The sequence below is a fragment of the Halomonas sp. ISL-56 genome (assembly GCF_018612805.1).
GTDB lineage: Bacteria > Pseudomonadota > Gammaproteobacteria > Pseudomonadales > Halomonadaceae > Vreelandella.
This window is the reverse complement of sequence record NZ_JAGGRO010000015.1, coordinates 235,461-256,003: the sequence shown is the minus strand read 5'-3', so window position 1 is coordinate 256,003 and position 20,543 is coordinate 235,461. Positions and strand designations below refer to the sequence as shown.

Below are 20,543 nucleotides of genomic sequence, written 5' to 3'. Positions count from 1 at the left end.
CACTTAGAGTTGGAGACCGCCAGGTTTCTTTTCTCGATATGCATTTTCGTTCGATAAAAGTTGTGACATTTTCATATCTAACATCCTCCCCGTTTAAGTGCTGTATAAGGCATCATGAAAAGATTAATGAAAATATGAACTTAGGATCTCCTCAGTGAGAATAATTATTATTTTGTCATTATAGTGTCGAGTGGCTATTTTATAATGCTGCTTATGACCGTTTAATGTTTATATGCAGCGTATATTGCATTGTTGAGAATGCAATGAAATTTTTTATGGGAATATTATAGTTTTTTTTCATACGATCGCTAATGAAAAATTATCTTCGGTGCTTTGAAATTTTCTTGATGGCATACGCCAAACTCATTTTGGCGTACATAGCTGCCAGGGGCATCATCCAGAGGTGGATAAGTTTCTGAACCCACTTCAGGCGGCTGAACTAGGTCGCCAGAGCGTTTTGCCAGCCACATTTGCCAAGCGTCCCACCAGGAACCTTGCTTGAGTGGCATGCGCTCTAACCAAGTGTCGGGATCAATATAGCTATCGCCCTCAAGCGCGGTTCCCATTCGATAATGCCGTTTCGATAAGTGGGGAGGACTAATAATTCCTGCGTTATGGCCGCCGCTGGTGAGTAGGAACGTAATTTCTGGAGCATCCGAAAGCAGGTTAAGTCTGTAAGTAGAGCGCCATGGCGCAACATGATCCCATTCGGTACCAACGCAGAAAATCGGTACCTCTATATCACTAAGGGCTACTGGGCGGCCATCTACCCACAACCGACCTTCAGCGAGATCATTATTTAAAAAAAGGTTGCGAAGGTATTCGGAATGCATGCGATAGGGCATACGCGTTGCATCGGTATTCCAGGCCATCAGGTCGTTAACAGGCTGTCTAATGCCTAGCAGGTACTCATTGACAATCCGTGACCATATTAAATCGTTGGAGCGAAGTAACTGGAATACTCCCGACATTTGCTTAGTATCCAGAACCCCCTGTGCCCACATCAAATCCTCAAGAAAAGCGAGTTGCTTATCGTCGATAAACAGCATCAATTCTCCAGCATCGCGAAAATCGGTCTGCGCGGCCAACAGCGTTATTGACGCCAGGCGATCATCCTCTTGGCGGGCCATCGCTGCTGCAGTAATAGCCAAGAGCGTTCCTCCTAAACAGTAGCCGACGGCATGTATCTTCTGATGGGGAACAATATGAGCTATGACGTTTAAGCTAGTTAAAATGCCTTGCTGACGGTAGTCATCCATTCCGATATTACGATCCTCTGGGGTCGGATTATGCCAAGAGATCATGAATACACTATGACCATGATCAACCAAATACCTGACTAGCGAGTTATGGGGTGAAAGGTCGAGAATGTAATACTTCATGATCCAAGCAGGCACGATTAAGATAGGCATGGCGTGCACATTTTGAGTCGTTGGAGTGTACTGAATAAGCTCCATCAAGTGGTTGCGATAAACGACTTTGCCTAGTGTGTTAGCCACCTCTTGTCCTACTACATAGGCATCGGTACCAACGGGTGGTTTACCTAGAAAATGGTTCTGAAGGTCTTCACAGCAGTGTTGCACTCCTTGAACTAGGTTGGCCCCGCCACTGAAGAAGGTCTTTTTTAGTACGACGGGGTTGGTCAGCAAATAGTTGGAAGGTGACAGCACATCAAGCCATTGGCGAGCGCCAAACTCTAAAGCTTGCTCATGATGAGCAGAGAGGCCGGGTAAGTTCGTAGTAGCGTTATTCCACCACTGCTGTTGCAATAAAAAACTTTGATAAAGCACGTTATAAGGGTAATAGCGCCAGCTAGGGTCTTTAAAACGACGATCTTGAGGTAGGGGTTCAATACAAGGAGTAGCGTTAGGGTCAAAAGCCGAATGGCTAACCCAAGAAAATAAACGCAGCTGTTTTTTTAACGCTTTTTGCAGCAGATGAGCCTGGGTGCCCGGAGAAAGTGCCATGCTGGATAACCAATCCAAATAAGTGAGCATGACCGACGTAGGTGAAATACCCAATGTTAGCCTCGCCAGTGAAGCGCGCATTATTCTGTCTAAATTTTGATGCTGGTTGTCGTCGAACAACATAGGTGTTATGCCTCACATGAGATTTTTTAGAGCGATACATGTACATATATGCGAATCCAGCGATCTTTTCACTCATCAGTGTGGCTGCTAGCGCTGAAAGCTAAACTTTAACTAATTCAATAGTTAAATTTTATGGCTTAACCTTTTTAGATAGTTTTTTAAATGTGTTTTTGGATACTTTCTGACAAGGCAGTATTGCTGAAGTAGAATGTTGTATTTGTTGCTCTAAATCAATTTTTCCGCACATTGATGCTTTTTTATGACCTCAGTAATCTACTCAATAAGCACAGCTAGTCTATAACTACATTAGTGGTTTTACAATCATTGTGAAATGACTATTAAAAACTAAAGCAAGCAATGCGTATCGTTTTGCTTATATAGATTTTTTAAATAGCTGTAAAGGAGAGCCAACGTGAACAAAACTGATGTCAAATCTTCAATAGCGGGTAAAGAACCTATTGCCCAGCCTTCAAGTCGAGGGTTAAGTCTCTTGGATGAGTTTGATCAGATGATGGAAGGTTTTTTTGAACGCAATTGGATGAAACCCTTCTTTAAAGACGAATCAGTAAAAGATCGTTTGGGGTTCTTCGCTCAGCGTAATCCTAAAGTTGACATTATTGATCGTGAAAAAGAAGTCATTGTGCGCGCTGAAATGCCAGGAGTAGATCGTAAAGAATTAGATGTTGAAATAACTGAGCATGCTGTGACATTAAAAGGACAGCGTTCTAGCGAATCCGAAGAAAAAAAGGATGAATATTACCATTCTGAAATTTGGCAAGGCTCTTTTTATCGAACTATCGCTTTGCCGGTTGAGGTGGATACACGGAATGCTGACGCTACATTTAAGGATGGCATCTTAACAATTACTTTGCCAAAAACTAAACAGGCTTTGCGACGAAAGTTAGAAGTTAAGTAATCTGGGGAGATTGGAAAGACGATTGTTCTCGTCTAATGATGGATCAAATCATACATATATCATAAGTTGCTTAAGTTAGCGTTCATACAGCTAAAGGAGATATATAATGTTGAAATCAGATGCTCAAATACAACAAGATGTCCTAGCCGAACTCAAATGGGAGCCTTCTGTTCGTGCTTCTGATATTGGGGTTGAGGTAAAGGACGGAATTGTCACCCTGGCTGGCCATGTTGATAGCTATGCAGAGAAATGGCATGCAGAAACCGCAGCACAGCGGGTCGGCGGTGTGAAGGGCGTTGCCGTTGAAATCGACGTAAAGCTTCCTGGAAATAATCAACGTAACGATGCTGATATCGCGCGGGCAGTTAAGAACACGCTGGAGTGGAACGTCTTCCTTCCAAATGATCCACTAAAGGTGATGGTAGAAGCTGGCTGGGTAACGCTAACCGGTGAGGTTCCCTGGGAATATCAACGCCGATTAGCGGCTACCTCCATTCGTTACCTAGCAGGCGTGACCGGTATTAGTAATCAAATAGTACTAAAGCCTAAGCTGACTGCAGCAGCTGTCAAGGCAGATATAGAAGCCTCACTCAAACGTAGGGCCATTCAAGATGCTAATGCTATTAAAGTAGAAGTCCACGATCACGACGTAATACTGAGTGGAAAGGTACACAGCCTTGATGAAAAAAAGTTAATACACCATGCTGCATGGAGTTCCCCCGGTGTTAGGAAGGTAACGGACAATATAAAAACCTGAAGCTATAGTTGTTAAAAATTTTGTGGGTCATCGGATCGTCTGGGCGATTCGATGGCCTAGTATATTTATGTCTATTGTTTGCGTTTTGGCCTATTCGTAACTAAAAGGAATACTGCTATGCATTTAGTTTGTCCATCCTGTGGCACAACTAATCGAATATCCGCCGAACGTCTGCACGACGCGCCTGTTTGTGGACGGTGTAAATCTGCGTTGTTGGCTGCCGAACCTGCGGCTCTTAGCGACGCCTCTCTGGCTAAGTTTATTTCAGGTACGGAGCTGCCCGTATTAGTCGACTTCTGGGCATCGTGGTGTGGCCCGTGCAAGGCAATGGCGCCGAATTTTGCAGCTGCTGCGCATCAGATGCCAGAGGTTCGATTCGTCAAAGTGGATAGCGACGCTGCACCTGTAGCCAGTTCGCTTTACAATATACGCAGTATTCCAATGCTGATCCTGTTTGATAAAGGAGTGGAATTAGCGCGCCTCTCCGGCGTTGTGTCGACGGGGCAGTTGAAGGCATGGATTCAGCAGCAACTCATGAAATAATGCAAAACTCTGTGGCTCTTCAAAACAGTTCATGGCGATGTAGACGTCGATTTGATATCGTTATGTATCAACAAAAGAGCGTAAGGGGGAGTAAGTAGAAATTTCTGGTTTGAATAGGATCCAATAGATAGCTTCAAATTATCCCTATAATAATGTATTAAATTTGGACGCGAGGTGTAGTATACACATTGAATAAAATCGTTAATTTTAAATAATGGATTGTTAGTCATGGCGTCAGTGCTGAGTGACCACATCAAAAAAGAACAGCTGTTGAAGCAATTGCAAGAAGAACTAAAGGCACTTGAGAATAACAGTGAGTTAAAGAAAGATATTGAGTTTAAAGAAAGGTTAAAAGCGCTAATGTCGGAGTATGGCAACTCATCGAAAAATGTCTGTGCAATGCTTGATCCTCCCTACCGCAATACTGCCAGTAAAAGCACGAAGACTAGCAATTCAGATGGACGTAAGCAGCGTCCCTTGAAGGTCTATAAGAACCCGCACTCGGGCGAGATGGTCGAAACTCGCGGAGGAAACCATAAGGTGATCCAAGAATGGAAAGCAGGTTATGGTAATGAGGAAGTAGTGAGTTGGATTGTAGAGGAACGTGCGTAGTTAAGGTTTTAATCATAAAATGCCCCCTTGTGGGACGTTTTATGATAACCCCAGTTCTTATCTTGCTATTTTACCGATAGCGGGGATAGCTGTGGTGGTGGGCGAAGTTGTTAATATTGTATATCGCACCGAAAGCATAATGATGCAGCTAGCCCCTATGGGAAAAAGAGGGCATAACCACCCCAATTGATGCACATTTTCGCCACGTACTACGGCCGTCAACACAGCAGCGGCGCCAGGTGGGTGAACTGTGTGGGAAAGCTGTATTACGATAATCGATAACGAGACTGCGAGAGCCATGGCAATAGGGGACGTTTGAAGGCAAAACGCACTGATGAGCATGATGCTTCGTTAGTGTCATTCATAGGCTGTGGCCGAGAGTATGTTGCTGGTAAGGTTTCTAATGTTTGCGCTGTAGTCTGGCCAGGTAGCTCAATGGATGTAAGATAACTAGCGAAAGAATGAAAGTGGCAACGGTGGCTCCTGTGAGCGCTACCCAGTCAAATAGGGTTGCTACACAGCCAAGCGACGAGTGAGTAAGCCATGGAATCCACACAATAGCTGTCAAGCCAATCACTATGGATAATAGTGTGGCAAAGCGGCTGTGGTGGTGAGTAATTTGGTAACCGCGTAGATAGGCAAGCAGGTGCAAGACAGCAACGACTAAGGTGCCGAGAATTAGCAGCCACCTGAATGGGGCTAGGGTATACATTAAAATTGTGATCATTCCACTGATAGTCATGGCAAGTATCCTTATGCGAGGCCTTCTAAAACGGCATAGTAGGCGGGTTGCAGCATGCGATCCTTCATAACCCATACTGCCCAAGATTCTTCAGTGGGATCAATGAAGGGGAATGACGGCATAAACGCATAATTGTCGTCATAACCAAACTCCACCAGCATGGCCTTACCGATGCCGGTAATCATCGGGCACGAGGTATAGCCTGTGTGGCGTGCGGGAAGCACACTCCCTTGCATCACGGCCAGCAGATTCTCCTCTACTACCGGTGCTTGCGCTTTAACACTGGCGGCGGTTTTATTGATGGGGGCACCAATCACATCGCCAACACCAAACACCTCAGGGTAGCGGTTGTGTTGCAGCGTGTGGATATCAACATCTAGCCACTCGCCCCTAAACGGGCCTTCTTGAGCGATAAGTGCGCTCTGTTTGACAAAATCATGAGCACTCATGGGAGGCACGACATGAATGAAGTCGTAGTCTGCAATGACGGTTGGCTGGTCATTGCGTCTGAATTCAGCTTCGCGTAGTTGGTGGTGGGACGTAAACTCACTTTCAGATCCTACAAAAGCAAATTCAGCCTGTTTGGCTTGAGGGTCAATGGCGGAAAGTCGATAGTGGTGCTGCCGATTGACGCCTTGAGTATCAAAGCGCTGCTTAACGAATTCATCGACCCAAGGTTGAGAGAAAAGACTAGCGCTAGGCGCCATATAGTCCACATCAAAAGCGTCACGTCGTCCGGTGTCTTCTAAGCGACTTAGCGTCGTGAATGTCATTTTTAGAGGCGCCCCAGCGCATTTTACGGGTGTTGGGGCTGCAGTAAATATTCCTCTGCCGAGGCCGCTGTGGAGCCATGTTTGAATTGCCTGGTTGGTTCGTGATGCCCCCTCAATACCCGCATAAACACTACCAATCCCTTGCTGCCCCACCAATGCTGTCGACATTCCATCAATCAAGTGATAATTAAGTTGAATGCCGGACGCCACAATTAAGAAATCGTATTCAAGCGTTTCGCCACCGACAAGAGTGATGCGCTTGCTGTCAGCGTCAATGCTGGCCACGAAGTCACGTAGCCATTTGACACCTCGTGGCAGAAACTGGGCATTAGGAAGCATTGTTTTGTCTGCCGCCCAGACCCCAGAAGCAACCATTGTCCAGCCCGGTTGGTAATGGTGCGTTTCGCGAGGTTCTACGAGTGTGATCGTTCCGCCCTGTAGGCGTCTGGCGAGTCGGTTCACCATTGCCATGCCTGCTGCCCCGCCACCAAGAATCATGATATGTGCTTGTGTTCGCAGAGTGCTAGCAGATAACCCGCTGAGCGGTAGTAAGCTACCCACACCCAGGCCAGAGCCAACTTTCAATAACTCTCTTCGCGTCAATGACGGTGGTTTTCGCATGGAAGGCTCCTCAAGCATGGACTGATGTATATCTTTTGGGAATATTGTTATTCCATTATGGATCTTCTGCGTAAGATAGCCATAGCCATTTTGTCCTATTTAGCGGACGAGCCCTTTCTAAAAAGTCAGAAATGAATTGGGCAAATGCATCAATGAGCCTCATCACTTATTTTTCTTTACATTGCTTTTGCCTATCTTTGGGGGCGTGTTCCATCCAGGGCAGTAGGGCTGGGGGTAAAAACAGCACCAGTAACCGCTAAATGAATAAGACAACGCATGACAACTAACTAACGTGTAGATCGGTGTGATGGTGTCAAAACGGTAAACTTGAACTCGTTCTTCACGAAGTTAATACCAACCGAGGAGGAAATTCGGCAGGCAGCTTTTCAGCCATTCCCACCAAATGATAAATCAGTACTGAAAAACGATTATCGGCTAAAAACGGCTAACCCTTACCGGCAAACCCTGGCGCACGCTGGCACCGCTGATGGGCTCAAGCCAAGTGCCATCCACGTCCCGCGTAGGATCTTTAAAGCCCAGATCGTTGATATTGATACCTGCGCGCATCCAGGGCATATCCGGCTGTGATTCACCGTCGATGATATGCGGTGTTGCCCCTAAATCGCGATGTCCGTAGCCATGCTCAATACCCAGCGTACCAAGCATCACGCTTTCGCTGACGAGCGCCAGTCCCACCACGCTACCGCCGGGGCTTTCGATGCGAATAGTATCGCCGTGCTGGATGCCAAAGCGCACGGCGTCTTGGCGGGGCATCTGCACCGGGTTATAAGGCTTGATCATGCGTAGCCGCTCACTGCCAATGGCGTAAGAGTTCATCAAGTTGGATTTGAACGAGAACGCCAGTAGCGGCCACTCCTGTTCTGAAAATACCTCACGCATGGGCTGCTTGTTCGCCAACTGGGGCAGTTTATGGCAAGGCACTCCGCTATTGGGTAGGCCGTTAGTGGTATCAATGCTGGTGCCGACCGATTCGTTGTAAATACATAACGTTTGTTTCCACTGGTATTTCAATTTCTCACCTATAAAGTGCTCGCTGGCATCTTCAAAGCGTCCACCCCGGGCATACAGATAGGCAACCCGGGTGCGCTCATCGGCTTTCAGCGTGCGGGCTATTTTAGCCACCAGTGGGGCAATTCCCCCATGAGCGATATCACTGTCGTTTGCTTCTGGCAGTGGCTCTTCTTGGAAAGCGATATTGGCCGCGGCCCGTAGATAGTAATCCTCGGCGCGATTGAGCGGGTGCAGATTGCCGTCGGTATCGGGAATCGCGTTGTCGCCAAATCCGGACAGACCCAGGCGCTTGGCCACGGCAATAAAAAAGCTGTCCATAGAGACCGGTTCGCCTTCGGCGGTTTTTTGCTGGCGCGGCTTAACCACCGGCCAGCAGGCGGTGGTTAGCTTGCCCAGCGTGCCTTTCCACGCGTCGGTAAAGCCCCACACTTCGTACATTATTGAATCAGGCACGATGTAGTCGGCATAGCGATTGGTTTCGTTGATAAAACCGTCCACCGCCACAAAGAGTCCCAGCCGTTTGGGGTCTTTCAGCTTATCGACAATTACGCCTTTCAGGCCTGCCTGACCATAAATAGGGTTGGCCATACAGCCAATCACTGCTTTGATGGGGTAAGGATAGCCCTCTAGTGCCGAGGGTAGGTGCTCTGTGAGGGTCGGCGGTGCCAACGAGCGCCACGGCGCTTTAGCCGGGTAAGGATTTTCGCCTGCGGCGACTTTGCGCTGGCACTCGGAAGATTTTTTATAGGGAAAGCGCGAACGGGATAGAAACACACCCTGGGGGCCGAGTTTACCAGGGAAGTTGGCTAAATCGTAGCGTGGGCCTTCACCGACGCGGCGTAGAAACCGTTACCCGACATCATGCCGTCGTGGCAGTTAACCTCTGTATGCGGAGTTTCATTTAGCATTAAACAATTGAATGTCGACACGGGGGTAATTTTTAGCGCACATATATAAAAAAGCGCTTGCTCTAATAAACATGGCAAGCGCTATTTCTATGGTCTTGTTTGCTTAATAGGTACTATTTAGTTTTGCAGGTTTTGAAGCCTATTAATCTGTAAGCTGGGCAGAAGCTAAATAGCCCGGTGGCCAGCGGCAATACGCCGATCCAGCCCCACACCCCGATAGTGCCTGTTAGGGCCAGTACGATCAGTGCAATCCCAATAAGGATGCGTAAGATTTTATCGATACCACCGACATTGCGACTCATAATTGACTCCTTAATTTCAATTTGGGGGCTCAAAAACTGTAAACAGGAATGGACGGATCGCGCATCATTTCCGCTATGGGGCCGGGTGCCGCCACACCCACGCCTTCAAGAAGGTCGTCTTCTTCGTTTTCGCTGTTGGGCAGGTAAATGGCACACACGTCAACGGTGGCGCCACTCTCTAAAAGCATATTAAGCATGCCTTCCGGCTTGACTTGGCCTGCCGGGTTGCTCGGTGGCGTGTTAATAGCGTCAGCACTTGCGTATCCTCCGACGGCCAAATCACCAGCAGCATCACAAAGCAGTATATGCAGGTGGGTGCCTTGCTGCTGCATGGCGTTGGATAGAATCATGGCCATGCCTTGGGTCTGCAGTGAGGCGCTAGTAAGGATAACTAAGGCCTGATCTTCAGGTTCGTTGTTACCATTGCTGTCAGCCATTGAGAAACTAGAGAAACCGATAGCAGCAGTGGTAATTGCCAGTGTCAAGATAGTATTGCTGGTCTTATGTGTTGTAGTCATGCGGTCACCTCGTTGGGTTTGATCAATATCTTGGCCCTGCTGCTTATCAAGCGATGGCCCATATATCTGAATGTTAGTGGGCAGGGCGCCATGCCACATCAGGGTTAATGTCATAGCTCCATGGAAGGCCCGAATTGCGCCATCCATCCTGCGCTCTTACGCCCTGGGAATTACCCTCCTTGAGCTTTTCACCCTCGAAACCGTCGGTCATGGAATAGACTTCGCTGTATCCCATCTCGGCGATCACATCGGCAGCGGGAGCGCTGCGGGTGGCTCCGGAGCGACACATGACAATGATCGGATCTTCTTTATTTACGCCTAGAGCGTCTATTTTTGCTCTTACTTGCTCTTCGAAGTCAGCGTTTTTGACCATTGGCCAAGTCTTCGCTTCTTCATCGAAATTATCGCGCTCGGCTAGCACCCAGGGCACATGGATATCGGTGGGCTCGGCGTAGCCAGTAAACTTGATCTCTATGGGGTCGCGTACGTCGATGAGTACAGCACGATCGTTATCTTGCATGAGGTCATGAGCCTCAATGGCCGTGACATAGAGACCTAATGTTGTTTCCCGGTAGGCCTCGACTTCGTCTGCAATAGAGGGTGTGGCTCCTAAGGCCATCGTGATTCCGATAGCGGTAGCCATTGGCACTAAAAAACTTTTCATAACTATTTCCTCTAACGTAATAACTTAAATATCATCGTTTGAGGATAGACCTCTTACCGCTTAAAAACACGAGGCCTATGGCCGGAGTTTGATCCATATCAAGCCCATATGATTTTTCGTGGTCGTGAAATGACGTCACTATGAGGGAGTCTTTTTTCTCAATGACAAGGACAAGCATTGTCCCATTGCCTAGGCCCCAGAGAAAAAAGTTAGGCTTGGTGGATTCAGAAGGAGAAAACTTAAAACAAGATGACAACTCGGATATCTTAAGGCGTTACTGGCGCACAGTACCCAAATCAAGCGCCGCTGAAGGCTGACTTTATGCGACTACTAGTAGCGGGGATTAGCCAGGCTTTGGCTAATCACCTTTTCATATGGGTATTCGTGGGTATAGCGCTAAATTGCATCAGACGAGCGTGCCACTATCAACAAGTTTCACAACTAGGTCTTATTGTTGTTAGCTAATGGTAAAGTGCCGTACTCTTTCACCGGCTGGATAGCAAAGTTACTGCGAATATCACTCACCCCAGGTAGGCGAAGCAGTGTCCCCGTTAGAAACGCCTCATAAGCCGCCAAACTAGGTACCACCACCTGCAGTAAAAAATCAGACTCCCCAGAGACTAAGTGCGCAGTGACGACTTCTGGCAGTTTGACCACTGCCTCACGGAAGGCATTAGCCTGCTCTTCATGGTGACGTTCAACCTTGATACCCACAAACACCGTTAGCTCAAGCCCGACCCCTCGCCGATCAAGCTCAGCATGGTAACCACGGATAATACCGCTAGCTTCCAAGCGTCGCACTCGGCGTAAACAGGGTGATGGCGACAAGTTTACTTTCTCAGCGAGCTCCACATTCGTTAAACGGGCATCACCTTGGAGCAATGCAAGAATGCGGCGGTCGATAGCGTCTAACAGACCAATTGGCATGAGTGATTATTTTCCTATTAAAAATTGACACAAAATACTAATAAATATCATTTTTAAAGTTAAAATGGCAAGAAAACGCTCATCTCTTTAAAGGTACCATAGCGCTTGCGAAGACACTATTTGTGACCTTAAGGAAGCAGCGATGGAAATTGGTCTTTTTATTAGTGCATTAGCCATTGTTTACCTAATTCCTGGTCCCGATATGTTACTTGTGTTGCATACCAGTAGCTCTCAGGGGCGTGGTCATGGTCTAGCCACAGCGCTAGGTCTAGGCATAGCCCGAGGGCTGCATGTGGCATTAGCAGGGTTGGGTCTAGCGGCGCTATTTACCGCCGCCCCGTGGCTATTTGATATGGTTCGTTACTTGGGCGCAGCTTACTTGGTTTGGGTAGGTGTGCAACTTATCCGTAGTCGGCATAGCTCTGATAGTAATCATCACCAAGCATCACTCAATGGCAGCTATTATCTAGCTTGGCGTCGAGGGCTTCTGACTAATTTGCTGAACCCGAAATCGCTGCTTTTTTGTTCGGTGTTACTGCCCCATTTTATACATACCCAGCAAGGTGCGGTCGCACTTCAGTTTACTTTACTGGGGGCGGTGCTAGTGGGGGTGGGGCTGCTCTATGATGTGCTATATGCTTGCCTGGGAGCGCGGATGCAACGCTGGTTTTCCAGCCAGCACAAACGGCAAATATTTCAGCGATGGGTGTTTGGAACGCTGCTTATTGGCTTTGCACTGCGGTTAGCCGCTTAACATTGCTATCTTAGTGTAATAAAGCCTCGCAAGCACACGCAGGACTTGGCCGCCTAGATGAATGAGGCTGATTAGGGAGTGAGGTTAGTTATTTTAGTCATTTCCTTAATCGCCTGGGCCACACTCCATACAGTGCTCAGTAATGGCAGGCCCTTGTTGAAGATTTGCATGTAAATCGCGCAACCCTGACCTTAAACCCTCTTCAAGTACCGGATGGTAAAAAGGCATAGCGAGCATCTGGCTTACGGTTAGCTTTTGCTCCAGTGCCCAGGCAAGCAAATGGGCTATGTGCTCAACCTGGGGCCCGAATAGCTCCGCGCCTAAAAACTGTCCGCTGCCGTGCTCCGCATATAGCTCGAAATAACCTTTATTTTCCCCCATGACCAGTGCACGGCCTTGATCAGCGAAGGAAACTCCGCCTTCAGCTATACAGCCACAGCCGCCATAACGAGTGTCTAACGTAGCGCGACTCTCACCCACAATGGCCATCTGGGGTTCGGTAAATACAATCGCCAGGGGGACGTTACGCTGACCCACTTGCACATCATCCAAATGAGCGGCGTTTCGTCCTGCGATTTTGCCTTCTGAGATGGCTTCGTGCAGTAGCGGTACCGACTGATTTGCATCACCTGCGATAAAAATATGGCTTGGTGTGTTTTGTGTACTTAGACATTGCAAAGTAAAGCGATTAAATTCAGGTACGCCGTGTTTATTCAGCTTGAGTCCGGCCTGCTCGATGGCTAGCTGATCCACGTTGGGCCGACGTCCTGTTGCGGCAAGGACATACTCGAATGTTTCGGTGAGTTTTTGCCCCCGGTCGCGTTCGAAAAACGTAATGGCAACGGTGTTATCGGTATGTTCAATCTTGTCGAGATTGGCATCAGCATCCAGATACAGCTCGCGATTGAATGTCTCGTCCGCCAGTTGGCGGAGTTTTTCAGATTGAAAAGGCCCAATCGCACCACCCACGCCAAACGTACGAGTTCTCACACCTAATCGGCTAAGCGCTTGACCAAGCTCCATGCCAATAACGCCAGGGCCGATCACAGCGACTGATGCAGGCAACATTTCCCAGTTGAACACGTCATCATTAATGATTAACCGGTTGCCAGCGCCTTCCAGCAGCTTTGGCCATGTGGGCCGCGAACCCGTGGCAATGATGATGGCTTCGGCGGTGAGCCGGGTATGCTCATCTATGACCAATGTATGTGGATCAATAAAACGCGCTTGGCCACGCAGCAGGTTGGATTCAGGAATCGTTTTCATCGATTTCAGTACATTACTGACGAAGCGATCACGCTCATGTTTGACTCTTGCCATAACAGCTTTGCCATCAATCACTACCTGATTGGCAGTGACACCAAACATCTCCGCTTTGCGCGTGTTGTGTGCTGCATTGGCAGCGGCGATGAGTAGCTTAGAGAGCATGCAACCCACTCGGGCGCAAGTCGTGCCACAGGTTCCTGCTTCTATTAGTACTACCTCGTCGGTATGCTTGCGTGCGGCGTGCCACGCGCTAAGGCCAGCGCTACCTGCGCCAATAATGGCTATCTTGGCGTGTCGCTGTTGCATGACGTTGTCTCCTCTCGTTGTGTTGGCAAGAGTGGTGAGTTGGCTTCGGCGGGATGGGCCAGTGCCTGCCAAGCATCAAAAGTCGTAAAAAACACCTGTCCGGTTAGCTCGCGGCAGAAGTCAGTGTGTTGTAACCGATCCATCACTGGCCCTTTTACTTCCGCTAGGTGCAGTTTGGCGCCTGAATCGTTTAGTCGCGCGTTGATCGCCTCTAAGCTTTCGAGCGCAGACGCATCAATCACGTTAACTGCTTGGCAAGTCAGCACAATATGCTTAAGCGAGGGTGAGCGGGCGGCCAAGGCCATGACGGTGTCTTCCAAATAACGGGCATTGGCGAAGAATAGGCTTTCATCGATGCGCAGCATCGCAACGTTCTCATCGGTTTCGACCTGATGGCGCTTGACGTTACGAAAGTGCTCGGTGCCTGGCACGCGGCCAATCACTGCGCTGTGGGGCTGGCTGGTACGGTATAGATGCAGCCCCAGCGAGAGCACTACGCCGCTTATAATGCCTAGCTCCAAGCTGTGCAGCAGAGTGAGCAGTAGGGTGGCCACCATGGCCAAGCCATCGCTACGAGAGTATTGCCAAGTACGTTTCACCGCCGGTAGGTCAATCAGCGTGCCAACCGCCACAATAATGGTAGCTGCCAGGGTCGCTGTGGGTAAGAATGCCAGTAGGTCGGTTAGCAGTAGTGTGGAAAGCATAATGCCCAGCGCCGTGAATGCTCCGGCCAGCGGTGTTGCCGCGCCTGCTTCAAAGTTGACTACCGAACGGGAAAACCCACCAGACACCGGCGAACCGCCGCTGATACCAGCGCCCAGATTAGCCATGCCTAGTGCAATTAACTCTTGATTAGGATCTATACGCTGGCGGCGCTTGGCAGCCAGTGTTTGCGCCACCGATACCGATTCCACAAATCCTACCAAGCTAATCATCAGTGCTGCGGGTAATAGGCTAAGCCACAGCGATTGATCCAGGTTGGGCAGTGCAAGGGCAGGTAGACCGCTGGGTACCACACCAACTAATGCTACTCCACGCTGCTCTAGGTTTAGCCCCCAGGCCAGAAATGTGGTGGCAATCACTGCCGAGATCGGAGCGGCTTTCACGATGAGCCCAGCAATGTTGGCAGAAGCGCCGATAGCCGTCAGCCACGTATTTAACCGCTTGCGGCAAACCAGCAGAAAGCTCCACACTCCTAGTCCGATCAGCAGTGTCGTTATATTGACCTGCTGCCACTGGCTCAGTAGCGTCCCCATAAGGTCAATGACGTTATGGTCAGAGGCTTCTACGCCGAGGATATGTCTAAGCTGGCTAATCGCAATCAGTATGCCCGAAGCCGTTATAAATCCCGAAATTACCGGATGGCTCAAGAAATTAACTAAAAACCCCAGACGCAGCACACCCATGGCGATCAATATCAGACCTGAAAGCGCCGCCAACACCAACGCTGCCCCAATGTATTCCGGGCTGCCAGGGGAAGCAAAATTACTCAGCGCTGAAGCGGTCATTAGTGCCGCTACGGCGACAGGCCCCACCGCTAAGCTAGCGCTGGTACCAAAAATGGCATACAGAACCAGTGGCAGCATGCTGGCATAGAGGCCCATTTCCGGCGGTAGCCCCGCCAAAAGAGCGTAGGCCAGCGCCTGGGGCACCAGCATTAGCGTAACAATTACCGCGGCCAGAGCATCCCGAGAGAGCAGCTTCCGATTATAGCTGCGTAGCCAGCCGAACAGTGGCACCCAATGCTCAATGCTCATGTGACGTACTCGCCTGCTGATATAGCGTAATCACGACGAATGCCGTCGCACTGTTAGGTTTGTTGATCTTCGAGCCCTTGTCGGTGCTCTTCCAAATCGAAGCCTACTGCTTTTGCAGCGTCAAATAGTTCAGCTAGGTCGCACTGCTCCGTTTGACGCTTAGCGTAGGCCCATAGATGGGTAGCCCGCTTACCGGTGCGGCAGAAAGCCAAAATAGGCCGGGGAAGTTGCTGTAGCGCCTTCGCAAAGGCAGCAATATCCGCTTGGCTGTAGTCACCTGGTGTGACAGGAATGTGCACCCACTGAAGGCCAATCTCTGCTGCTTTTCGGCGGTAGGCGTCTTCACCCGGAAACTCCGCGCTTTCTCCAGGCTTGCAGTTGCAAATAACCGTCTTGAAGCCTTTTGCTTTTACTTGCTGAAGCTCTTCTACCGTGAGCGCAGAGGTAATCTCGACATCCGTCTCTAAAGGCTGCGTTTGCATGGTCATGCTCCTTCTATCGTAGAGGTTCTGAAAATTAGTGGCTTATTAATCCCAAGCGGCACCTTCCAGGGCATCCAGGGGAATTTTTAGGTAGCGCTTACCATTAGCTTCCGGCTCCGGCAGTCTTCCACCACGTGTGTTGACCTGTAGGGCGTGCAAAATCAGTTTGGGCATTGGCAATTCACTATCGCGCTTGTGGCGTAGAGAGATGTAATCCGCTTCACTCATGTTGACTAAGTGCGGATTATGTTCACGCTGCTCAGAGACCGTACTTTCCCACTGGGGCTCGCGGTCATCGGGCATATAGTCGTGGCCGGTAAATAGCCGGGTGTTAGCGGGCAGCGATAGAATCTGTTGAATAGAGTGCCACAGTTCCTTGGCATCTCCACCGGGGAAATCTGCCCGTGCTGTACCAAAGTCTGGCTGGAATAGAGTGTCGTGCACGAAGGCCGTATCGCCAATCACATAGGTAATCGAGGCCAGCGTATGGCCGGGCGAGTAAAGTACGCGAGCATTCAGTTCACCGATGTTAAAGGTTGCGCCTTCACTAAACAGTGTGTCCCACTGGTGGCCATCGGTAGGCATTTCTGGCCAGTGATAGATCTCCTTCCAAAGCGTCTGCACTTTGGTGACATGCTTCCCAATAGCCGTGGGAGCACCTGTTTTTTCTTTCAAATAGTGGGCTGCAGAGAAGTGGTCGGCGTGGGGGTGGGTATCGAGAATCCACACCACCGACAGCCCCTCTTTTTCGATATAGGTCAGCAGTTCATCGGCGCAGTGGGTCGCGGTCGCGCCGGATTTTTCGTCAAAATCCAATATGGGGTCGATAATCGCACACTGCTTGGTAGCGGGGTCGCTCACCACGTACTGGATGCTAAAGGTGCGTGGGTCAAAAAAACCGGCGACATCGGGCGTGCCTGTTCCAGTGTGCTCTGAAAGCTTAAAGGTATTCATGCGTAGTCCTCCTAAGACTTGAGGGATATCAGGGTGAGGAGCTTCCAGCATTAAAGTGTCTTTTTGCAGAAGTACCAGTCGGTGTATTCATAGCCTTCTGATTTACGAGCTTCCGCATCTTGCGAGGTGTGGGGCGGTGGAACGATGACCGGCTGGCCGGGCAACCAAGCTTCTGGTGTCGCCACTCCATGCTCATCGGTTGTTTGTAAGGACTTAACCAGTCGAAGCACTTCTTCCACCGAGCGACCGTTAGTCATCGGGTAGTACAACATGGCACGCAGTACACCCTCTGGGTCGATCACAAAAGTAGCGCGAACCGCAGCGGTGTCGCTGGCTCCTGGCTGAATCATTCCGTAGGCATTTGCCACTTTCATGTTGAGATCAGCAATAATCGGGAAGGTAATTTCAACGCCGAAGTTATCTTTAATGCTGCGTGTCCAGGCGATGTGTGAGTGGATGCTATCGATGGAAAGGCCAATCAATTCCGTGTTGACCTCTTTGAACTGTTCTGCGTAATTCGCAAATGCCGAAAATTCCGTGGTGCATACTGGGGTAAAGTCCGACGGATGGGCGAATAAAACCAGCCATTTACCTGAATAATCAGTGAGTGACTTTTCACCATGAGTGGTTTTCGCGGTAAATGCCGGTGCAGGACGGTTAAGTTGTGGCATTACAGGTTGGAAGGTTTCGTTAGCCATGTCGAGTTCCTGAGAAGTGAGCTTTTATTTCAAGAATAAAGATAGATCATTTTGTTATAAATAGATAATAGCATGGCATTATGGATTTGATAGGTTTGGTAATACTGAACCGCCCCGGCTTTACTTACCGGAGACTTCATATCTTGAGAGGATGAAGTTATGAACTCACCAAAACGATATTCACCGGAAGTCCGGGAGCCGGTTGTTCGGTTAGTCATTGAAAAGAAAGGAGAATACCCATCCAAGTGGGCGGCGATCTGTTCCATTGCCAGCAAGTTCGGCTGTACACCAGAGACCTTGATAGCCTGGTGCAAACGCACAGGAGTCACGCAGGAAGACAGCTCAGTTAAACTTTCTGAACGTGAACGACTCAAGCAGCTAGAGCGTGAGAACGTCGAATTGAAGCGCGCCAATGAAATTCTCCGTGAGGCGGCTGCTTTATTCACCCAGGCGGAGTTCGACCGCAAACCCAATTGATGGTGTCATTTATCGACGAGCATCGTGCTCAGTTCGGGGTCGAGTCGATTTGTAGCCAACTGCCAATCGCCCCATCGACGTATTACCACCACAAGGCACTGGAGGGCGATCCTGAGCGGCGGACAGATCGATATCGGCAGGATGCGTTTCTGACATACCTTGCTGCGCAAAGAAATTTATTAAAAAAACCAATTTGGTCATTTCTCTACTCCGGTCGCGTTGTGCCCAAACAAAGCCCAGCAGTAAGCTCCTTACCCAGGCTTACATAGCCTGCAAGATAAAAACAATTAATAACGCTAGGAGAAACGCAATGTTCAAGAAAACCGTTCTTACCGCAGCAGTCATCATGATATCGAGCACTGCCGCTCAGGCTGAAGGCCCTTACCGAATCGGTATAACCCAAAATAATGTAGGTGTTGATAGCTACCAAACCACCTATGAAAGTGCTTTTGAAGCGGCCGCCGAGCGTGAAGGCAATGTCGATATCGTGGTGTTAGATGCCGGTGGTGATGTTGCTCGTCAGATCGGGCAGATGCAGGATCTCATTCAGCAGCGAGTTGATGCCATCATTATTTGGCCGACCAATGGCCAGGCCGTTATTCCGGCGATTCGTCAGGCGCATAATGCAGGCATTCCTGTGATCGTTACCAACTCTAAAATTGCGGAAGCGGGGTTAGAGTACATCGCGGCCTTCTCTGGGCCTGATAACGTCCAGCAAGGGGTTTCGTCTGCCGAAATGATGTGTGACGCCCTAGGGGGAGAGGGACAAATCGTGCAGATTGCTGGCCAACCGGGTTACACCACAGCGATGGAACGCGCGAAAGGTTTTGAAGATCGCCTGGCTGAAGCATGCCCAGGAGTTGAACTGATGGAAACTCAGCCCGGCAACTGGAACCGCGAGCGTGCTCAGCGTGTGATGGAAGATTTCCTGACCAAATATGATCGAATAGATGGTGTTTACTCTGGCGATGACAACATGGGGGTTGGCGCCCTGAATGCGGCAAAAGGCGCTGATCGAGCCGCTGACATTATTTTCATCGGTGCCACTAACTTTGCCGTTGGCTATGACGCCATTGCACGCGGCGAATATTACGGCTCTATCTATCAGTCTCCTGTTGATGATGCGGAAGCGGCGCTGCAAACCGCGCTTGATGTGTTGGCAGGCGAAGATATTCCAAAAATGAACTTCTTTGATACGCCAAAAATCACCGCAGAAAACCTCGAAGAATTCGACCGACCAGTTTTCTGACACTAGGGCGTATTGCCCAGTTTTGGTTGTGTGGATAGCACATCGATACCGGGTAAGTGCGTACCTGAATGCAGGCTTCCTGCGTCGGCGAGTAACGCTAGCGTGACGGGATGATTCGTTCATCCCCATCCTATTGCGTGCCTCGTGAGGTGATTTTCTACAGGTGAATAGCATGGCTTCCACAGAACAAACAAAACTAGGGTCCCCGGCCGGAAGGCTTAGCAAAGCAGGTGTGCTGAGTTTTTTATCGGCTCAGGGTATTCTCATTTTTTTCCTGATCGGTATGTTCGTTTTTTCCTTCTTTTCTGAGCAGTTTCTCTCTCAGTCAAACATCATGACTGTGGTTCGCCAGGCATCAATCATTGGCATCATCGCAGTGGGTGTCACGGTGGTGATCATTGGCGGTAATTTGGATCTTTCCGTAGGTTCGATGCTGTCTTTTTCGACAGTGTTGGTGGTTGATCTGCACGATAAAATTGGCCCCACTAACGCCATCCTGATGATGTTCGCGCTCACCTTAATGATCGGCGCGGTCAACGGTTTTCTAATTGGTTTTCTGCGCCTCAACTCGCTGATTGTGACCCTGGCAATGCTGTCAGCCATACAGGGATTTGTGCTGATCTATAGCGGTGGTCAGAACGTCGACATTGCTGACCAAGAGGGCACTTGGTTCGCCTTCTTTGGGCGTGGCTATTTAGCGGGGATCGCTGTTCCTATCTTGCTGTTTGGTCTGCTAGCCATTCTGGTTCAAGTGGTGATGAGCTACACCGGGTACGGTCGACGTATCTTTGCCGTCGGCGGTAATCCAATGGCGGCTGTTTACTCCGGTATCCGTAAGAACTGGTGCGTGTTCAGCACTTATCTAATCTCTGCTTTTTGTGTGGCATGTGCTGCCTTGGTACTCGGCTCACGGGTAATGGGTTCGCAAAACAACGTCGGTCAGGGATACGAGTTGCTGGTGCTGGCCGGCATCATCCTTGGCGGTACCAGTCTGCTGGGCGGTGCGGGCAGTATCTGGAAAACCGTGATTGGTGTGCTGATCCTGGGCTTTATCCAGAATGGCCTGCTATTGATGGGCTACCCCTATTACATCCAGTGGATTGTGACCTGGGTAATTATCATTTTGGCCGTCTGGCTGGATCTTGCCAACAAGCGTAAGCGCTTGCTGACGACCCACTCATAACGCGGAGGAATA

21 protein-coding genes and 1 other annotated feature are annotated in these 20,543 nt (G+C 49.4%); of the genes, 8 read left to right on the top strand and 13 right to left on the bottom strand.

The annotated features are described in order from the left end of the window. Nucleotides 1-308: 308 nt before the first annotated feature. On the bottom strand, nt 309-2,090 hold the full coding sequence (locus J7J49_RS13625) for a PHA/PHB synthase family protein (protein WP_215093296.1): 1,782 nt from the start codon (nt 2,088-2,090) through the stop codon (nt 309-311). 412 nt (nt 2,091-2,502) lie between these two features. On the opposite strand from J7J49_RS13625, the gene J7J49_RS22535 reads away from it, so the two are divergent. From J7J49_RS22535 to J7J49_RS13605, 4 genes are all read left to right on the top strand, one after another. Then, nucleotides 2,503-3,006 (top strand): Hsp20/alpha crystallin family protein, encoded by a 504-nt coding sequence (locus J7J49_RS22535; RefSeq protein WP_353048382.1) that lies wholly within the window; start codon nt 2,503-2,505, stop codon nt 3,004-3,006. 106 nt (nt 3,007-3,112) lie between these two features. Then, nucleotides 3,113-3,763 carry a BON domain-containing protein gene (locus J7J49_RS13615; RefSeq protein WP_215093294.1) on the top strand — a complete coding sequence of 217 codons (651 nt, stop codon included), beginning with the start codon at nt 3,113-3,115 and terminating at the stop codon, nt 3,761-3,763. A 117-nt stretch (nt 3,764-3,880) separates the two neighbouring features. Next, entirely contained in the window at nt 3,881-4,306 is a 426-nt protein-coding gene (trxC, locus tag J7J49_RS13610; protein WP_215093291.1) for a thioredoxin TrxC, read from the top strand. A 228-nt stretch (nt 4,307-4,534) separates the two neighbouring features. After that, nucleotides 4,535-4,918, top strand: coding sequence for a histone-like nucleoid-structuring protein, MvaT/MvaU family (locus J7J49_RS13605; protein WP_215093289.1), 384 nt, complete (start codon nt 4,535-4,537; stop codon nt 4,916-4,918). 57 nt (nt 4,919-4,975) lie between these two features. Here the strand turns inward: J7J49_RS13605 and J7J49_RS13600 are convergent, their stop codons facing one another. The 7 genes from J7J49_RS13600 to J7J49_RS13570 all read right to left on the bottom strand — a co-directional run bounded on the left by J7J49_RS13600 (nt 4,976) and on the right by J7J49_RS13570 (nt 11,405). Next, nucleotides 4,976-5,218, bottom strand: coding sequence for an HPP family protein (locus tag J7J49_RS13600; RefSeq protein ID WP_251048308.1), 243 nt, complete (start codon nt 5,216-5,218; stop codon nt 4,976-4,978). A 453-nt stretch (nt 5,219-5,671) separates the two neighbouring features. Next, on the bottom strand, nt 5,672-7,054 hold the full coding sequence (locus J7J49_RS13595; protein WP_215093287.1) for an NAD(P)/FAD-dependent oxidoreductase: 1,383 nt from the start codon (nt 7,052-7,054) through the stop codon (nt 5,672-5,674). A 435-nt stretch (nt 7,055-7,489) separates the two neighbouring features. After that, nucleotides 7,490-8,860, bottom strand: coding sequence for a molybdopterin dinucleotide binding domain-containing protein (locus J7J49_RS22805; RefSeq protein WP_353048381.1), 1,371 nt, complete (start codon nt 8,858-8,860; stop codon nt 7,490-7,492). Nucleotides 8,861-9,107: 247 nt separating this feature from the next. Beyond that, nucleotides 9,108-9,296: a YgaP family membrane protein gene (locus J7J49_RS13585; protein ID WP_215093284.1), complete on the bottom strand. Its 189-nt coding sequence runs from the start codon at nt 9,294-9,296 to the stop codon at nt 9,108-9,110. A gap of 29 nt (nt 9,297-9,325) precedes the next feature. After that, nucleotides 9,326-9,814 (bottom strand): DsrE family protein, encoded by a 489-nt coding sequence (locus J7J49_RS13580; RefSeq protein ID WP_353048380.1) that lies wholly within the window; start codon nt 9,812-9,814, stop codon nt 9,326-9,328. A 73-nt stretch (nt 9,815-9,887) separates the two neighbouring features. Then, nucleotides 9,888-10,478: a rhodanese-like domain-containing protein gene (locus tag J7J49_RS13575; protein ID WP_251048298.1), complete on the bottom strand. Its 591-nt coding sequence runs from the start codon at nt 10,476-10,478 to the stop codon at nt 9,888-9,890. Nucleotides 10,479-10,919: 441 nt separating this feature from the next. After that, nucleotides 10,920-11,405, bottom strand: coding sequence for an Lrp/AsnC family transcriptional regulator (locus tag J7J49_RS13570; protein ID WP_215093282.1), 486 nt, complete (start codon nt 11,403-11,405; stop codon nt 10,920-10,922). A 142-nt stretch (nt 11,406-11,547) separates the two neighbouring features. On the opposite strand from J7J49_RS13570, the gene J7J49_RS13565 reads away from it, so the two are divergent. After that, entirely contained in the window at nt 11,548-12,159 is a 612-nt protein-coding gene (locus J7J49_RS13565; RefSeq protein WP_215093280.1) for a LysE family translocator, read from the top strand. A gap of 105 nt (nt 12,160-12,264) precedes the next feature. On the opposite strand, the gene J7J49_RS13560 is transcribed toward J7J49_RS13565, so the two are convergent. The 5 genes from J7J49_RS13560 to J7J49_RS13540 are packed head-to-tail and all read right to left on the bottom strand — an operon-like array spanning nt 12,265 to nt 17,622. Further along, nucleotides 12,265-13,731 carry a dihydrolipoyl dehydrogenase gene (locus J7J49_RS13560; protein ID WP_215093278.1) on the bottom strand — a complete coding sequence of 489 codons (1,467 nt, stop codon included), beginning with the start codon at nt 13,729-13,731 and terminating at the stop codon, nt 12,265-12,267. Continuing rightward, nucleotides 13,707-15,488 (bottom strand): SulP family inorganic anion transporter, encoded by a 1,782-nt coding sequence (locus tag J7J49_RS13555; protein WP_215093276.1) that lies wholly within the window; start codon nt 15,486-15,488, stop codon nt 13,707-13,709. Before J7J49_RS13555 ends, J7J49_RS13560 begins: the two co-directional genes overlap by 25 nt. Nucleotides 15,489-15,541: 53 nt before the next feature. Continuing rightward, the gene (locus tag J7J49_RS13550) at nt 15,542-15,970 is read right to left on the bottom strand and encodes a protein tyrosine phosphatase family protein (RefSeq protein ID WP_215093274.1); all 429 of its coding nucleotides are present in this window, start codon (nt 15,968-15,970) and stop codon (nt 15,542-15,544) included. Nucleotides 15,971-16,015: 45 nt separating this feature from the next. Then, on the bottom strand, nt 16,016-16,924 hold the full coding sequence (locus J7J49_RS13545) for an MBL fold metallo-hydrolase (RefSeq protein ID WP_215093272.1): 909 nt from the start codon (nt 16,922-16,924) through the stop codon (nt 16,016-16,018). A gap of 50 nt (nt 16,925-16,974) precedes the next feature. Continuing rightward, nucleotides 16,975-17,622: a peroxiredoxin gene (locus tag J7J49_RS13540; protein ID WP_215093270.1), complete on the bottom strand. Its 648-nt coding sequence runs from the start codon at nt 17,620-17,622 to the stop codon at nt 16,975-16,977. A 159-nt stretch (nt 17,623-17,781) separates the two neighbouring features. On the opposite strand from J7J49_RS13540, the gene J7J49_RS13535 reads away from it, so the two are divergent. The 3 genes from J7J49_RS13535 (at nt 17,782) to J7J49_RS13525 (ending at nt 20,531) form a co-directional block, all read left to right on the top strand. After that, nucleotides 17,782-18,099, top strand: coding sequence for a transposase (locus J7J49_RS13535; RefSeq protein WP_215093268.1), 318 nt, complete (start codon nt 17,782-17,784; stop codon nt 18,097-18,099). Next, nucleotides 18,057-18,173, top strand: a sequence feature (AL1L pseudoknot). (Overlaps the previous gene by 43 nt.) 236 nt (nt 18,174-18,409) lie before the next feature. Next, nucleotides 18,410-19,348 carry a sugar ABC transporter substrate-binding protein gene (locus J7J49_RS13530; protein ID WP_215093266.1) on the top strand — a complete coding sequence of 313 codons (939 nt, stop codon included), beginning with the start codon at nt 18,410-18,412 and terminating at the stop codon, nt 19,346-19,348. Nucleotides 19,349-19,520: 172 nt separating this feature from the next. Then, nucleotides 19,521-20,531, top strand: a complete 1,011-nt coding sequence (locus J7J49_RS13525) for an ABC transporter permease (RefSeq protein ID WP_251048297.1) — start codon at nt 19,521-19,523, stop codon at nt 20,529-20,531. The last annotated feature ends 12 nt before the right edge of the window (nt 20,532-20,543 follow it).